Source organism: Thauera sp. 2A1 (assembly GCF_009469595.2).
In the GTDB taxonomy this organism is placed as follows: Bacteria; Pseudomonadota; Gammaproteobacteria; order Burkholderiales; family Rhodocyclaceae; genus Thauera.
Map to the genome: position 1 here is coordinate 1 of NZ_SSXV01000055.1, position 3,493 is coordinate 3,493.

A 3,493-nucleotide genomic window follows, 5' to 3' on the forward strand; every position below is an offset into this window, starting at 1 on the left:
AATGAAATTAAAGAAGTAAAAGAATAATTATGGAAAATTTAAATATTACAATTACTCCAGTAAGTGCATCAGGGGTTGGAAGTTTTATAGAAGTGGTTATCGGTGATAGTAGATATAAGACCGATATTGTCCAAGGAGAATTCACAGAGGATGTAATGAAGGAGTTAATGAATAAATTAATCACTAATCAGATTCCTGCTGAACAACAAGAAGCGGTAGAATTGAAATTCTATCAACTATTAGACGCTATTACTAATACTAAAGCAGAAGAAGAATATAGAGCTCAGCATCCTGAAGAATTCATGCCAGAGAATTTTGAACCTAGTGTTGAAGAAGTAATTGAGTAATTATGAAGAAAGTTTTAATAAGTAATGAATGTTATCCTATTGAATTAGATAACAATTTGAATCCAGCACCATTGGGGTCTAACAGCCTTCTTAGAAATGCATATTGTATAAAAGAAGAGAGCGAAGTATATATTAATGGTGAACATAAATATACAGCTAAACCTGGAGATATAATAATCAGTTTTTATGGTATTGAAGATAGATACAATAAAACAGAATATTTTTTAGTACCGGGAAAATTATTTGAAGATTACTTTGTAAGACTAGAAAAATATGAAGCTAGTAAGCAAAGCGAAATTAATAACGAAGGATTATGCTATGATTGTTGTAAACCCATACGATGAAACTATTTGATATAAACGGTGGTAAAGTAGTAATACACCCTGATGCTTTAGGTCTCCCGTTCTTTAAAAAGTTGTGGGAGGCTGATAAGCCAGATAAACAACAAGCTACAAATGTAATAAGTTATATAGTACTTATGTGGTATTTTAAATCTCCATATGTACTTCAGCTAGAACCAGATATCAGAGAAAAGAAGCTTAAGCAGTTATACTTTGGTAATGAAGATTATAAGCTTACAGTAGAAGAGAAGTCCTGTGAAGATGATTATAAGAAGCTAATATACACTAGGAATCTGAGGATGCTGGATAGTATGAGAAACAAAGTAGATACTATTAGTAAGTATTACGAAGATTCTCTAGAAGAGCAACTGGATGAAAAGAAGATTAAAGATCTATTAGCTGGTATGGAAAAAGTAAAAGCTACTTTTCAGACACTAGATTTCCTCGAAAAAGCAGTTAAAGCTGAAGAAGTTAGTACTACTAAAGTACGTGGAGATGCTCAGATTAATCCTTATGAATTAGCTTAATTTGTGCAAATTATACACAAGTTTATAACAATAAATTAATGAGTACGTTATATGAATATAAATAAAGAAACTATGAAGAAAGTACTTGATTTAACAAAATGCAATAGCACTGAAGAAATTTGTGATGTGCTTGAAAAAGAAATTGATAACAAACGAAAAGCAGATGCTTATCTTAAAGAAGCAGGTGAATCTTTGGTTGAAGAATATAAGAAAGAAGCAGTAGCTGAACCTAAGAAGAAAGGTATTATTAAGCGTACTATTCATTGGCTAAAGAGTTTGTTTAAGAAATAATCTCGTTGAACTGATAGAGAGGTCTGACAGGGACAGACATTAAATATTCCCTGACATACTCCCCTGTAGTATATGTGGTTAATACACTAGTCTCTAAAACTGGAGTACTCAGTCGGATCTGAGCAGGGGGACTAATAGCGTAGGTTAGAGATGCGCATAAATTTTTTGAATATGGAAAAAATATGTACAGAATGCGGATTAGAAAAACCTATATGTGAATTTGTTAGAAACAATACTAAGAAAGATGGATACACTTCTTATTGTAAAGAATGTCATAGAAAAAGATGTTTAAAATATTATTACAATAATAAAACAAAATATCGTGATAGTTCTAAAAGGAAAAGACATTTAATAAAACAGTATATCAATAATATCAAACAAAAAGGCTGTTCCATGTGTGGTGAAAAAGATATAGCATGTTTAGATTTTCATCATATAAATAATAAAGTAAGAGATGTATCCAGCTTAATAAAAAATGAGAATCTAAATAAAGTAAAATTAGAAATAGAAAAATGTATAGTATTGTGTTCTAATTGTCATAGAAAATTACACTATAAAAAGAATTATGATTGACTTCTAGAAGAAAATAATAAATAGTGATAAGTTTAGAACTCCGGCTTTAACATTCTTAAAGACCGGAGCTTATTGTTAGTACCCAATTGGTACTACTGAATATTATACATACTGGGACGAATAGAAAGATCGTTGCATTAATGGTTATACCGCAGAGGATGGAGATTACATCACTGGGTATAACTATTTTTATATTAATTTTTGTCCAATGCAACGTATAGTTAACACTGTTACTAAATTACCTAATGGAGAAACTAAAGTAAAAAGAGATAGTGTAGTAACATTCCCTGATTTCTATGATTATGACTATTTCTACTTCTAGGCAGTACAAGAAGCAGAAGATAAAGGAAAACACATATGTTTACTTAAATCACGCCGTAAAGGATATAGTTACAAAGGTGGAGCTATGGCATGTCGTAATTATTATTTGATACCTAATAGCAAAACATATATATATGCTTCTAATAAACAGTATCTTACAGAAGATGGTATCCTTACTAAAGCTTGGGACTATATGGACTTTATAGATAAGAATACAGCTTGGGGTAAGAAACGATCTGTTAACAGTACTATGCGTAAACGAGCTGGATTCTGGACTAAAGATGAATTTGGCAATGAAGTAGAAATGGGTTATAAATCAGAAATTATTGGCGTTACTTTGAAAGATAATCCTGATGTAGTACGTGGTAAACGTGCCAAATTAATTCTATTTGAAGAAGGAGGTTCATTCTCAGAATTAGGTGCTGCGTGGCAAATTGCTAGACCATCTGTAGAACAAGACGGTGTAGCGTTTGGTACTATGATTGTATGGGGAACTGGTGGTGACGAAGGCTCTGCATTTGAAACTATGAAAGATATGTTCTATAATCCAGATGGATACAATTGTTTAGGATTTGAGAACATATGGGATAGTACACCTACAGATAAATTGTGTGGATTCTTTGTTCCATAGTATACTAATCTAGATACTAGAGATGATGATGGTAATAGAATATACATGGATGATGATGGTAATACTATTACTAAACCTTCCCTTGAATTTATATTAGATGAACGTAGAAAGGTAATAAGTACAGCTACTAATACTACAGCTATAGACCGTTATGTTGCAGAGCGTCCTATTACTCCACAAGAAGCAATGCTAGAATTTAACGGTAATATATTTCCTAAGAAAGAATTACAGGAGCAATTAGGACTTATTCGTACTAATACTTAGTTATAGAATCATAAACAAGTGGGTGATTTAATATTTGATGAGTCTGGTAATATCAAATGGATACCTAAGAAACACGGTGATGTTACTAAGTATCCACTTGGTAAAGATGATGATCCTACTGGTTCAATAGTTATATGGGAACATCCTGCTAAAGATGCAACAGCTGGATTATATATAATAGGTGTAGACCCTTATGAT

The 3,493-nt window shown here is 31.8% G+C and carries 8 protein-coding genes; all 8 read left to right on the top strand.

Features of this window, described 5'->3' with window-relative positions:
• The first annotated feature begins 29 nt into the window (after positions 1-29).
• Positions 30-347 (top strand): hypothetical protein, encoded by a 318-nt coding sequence (locus tag GH664_RS22015; protein ID WP_153163813.1) that lies wholly within the window; start codon positions 30-32, stop codon positions 345-347.
• A gap of 2 nt (positions 348-349) precedes the next feature.
• The gene (locus GH664_RS22020; protein WP_153163812.1) at positions 350-691 is read left to right on the top strand and encodes a hypothetical protein; all 342 of its coding nucleotides are present in this window, start codon (positions 350-352) and stop codon (positions 689-691) included.
• On the top strand, positions 688-1,215 hold the full coding sequence (locus tag GH664_RS22025; RefSeq protein ID WP_153170247.1) for a hypothetical protein: 528 nt from the start codon (positions 688-690) through the stop codon (positions 1,213-1,215). Before GH664_RS22020 ends, GH664_RS22025 begins: the two co-directional genes overlap by 4 nt.
• Before the next feature lie 51 nt (positions 1,216-1,266).
• Entirely contained in the window at positions 1,267-1,506 is a 240-nt protein-coding gene (locus GH664_RS22030) for a hypothetical protein (RefSeq protein ID WP_153163820.1), read from the top strand.
• 165 nt (positions 1,507-1,671) lie between these two features.
• A complete protein-coding gene (locus GH664_RS22035) occupies positions 1,672-2,079 on the top strand; it encodes a hypothetical protein (protein WP_153170248.1) in 408 nt (135 codons plus the stop codon).
• Positions 2,080-2,485: 406 nt separating this feature from the next.
• Positions 2,486-3,031 carry a hypothetical protein gene (locus tag GH664_RS22040; protein WP_153170249.1) on the top strand — a complete coding sequence of 182 codons (546 nt, stop codon included), beginning with the start codon at positions 2,486-2,488 and terminating at the stop codon, positions 3,029-3,031.
• A gap of 45 nt (positions 3,032-3,076) precedes the next feature.
• On the top strand, positions 3,077-3,295 hold the full coding sequence (locus GH664_RS22045) for a hypothetical protein (RefSeq protein ID WP_153163768.1): 219 nt from the start codon (positions 3,077-3,079) through the stop codon (positions 3,293-3,295).
• Positions 3,296-3,313: 18 nt separating this feature from the next.
• Positions 3,314-3,493: hypothetical protein (locus tag GH664_RS22050; protein WP_228111673.1), on the top strand; the 180-nt coding region annotated here is incomplete at its 3' end.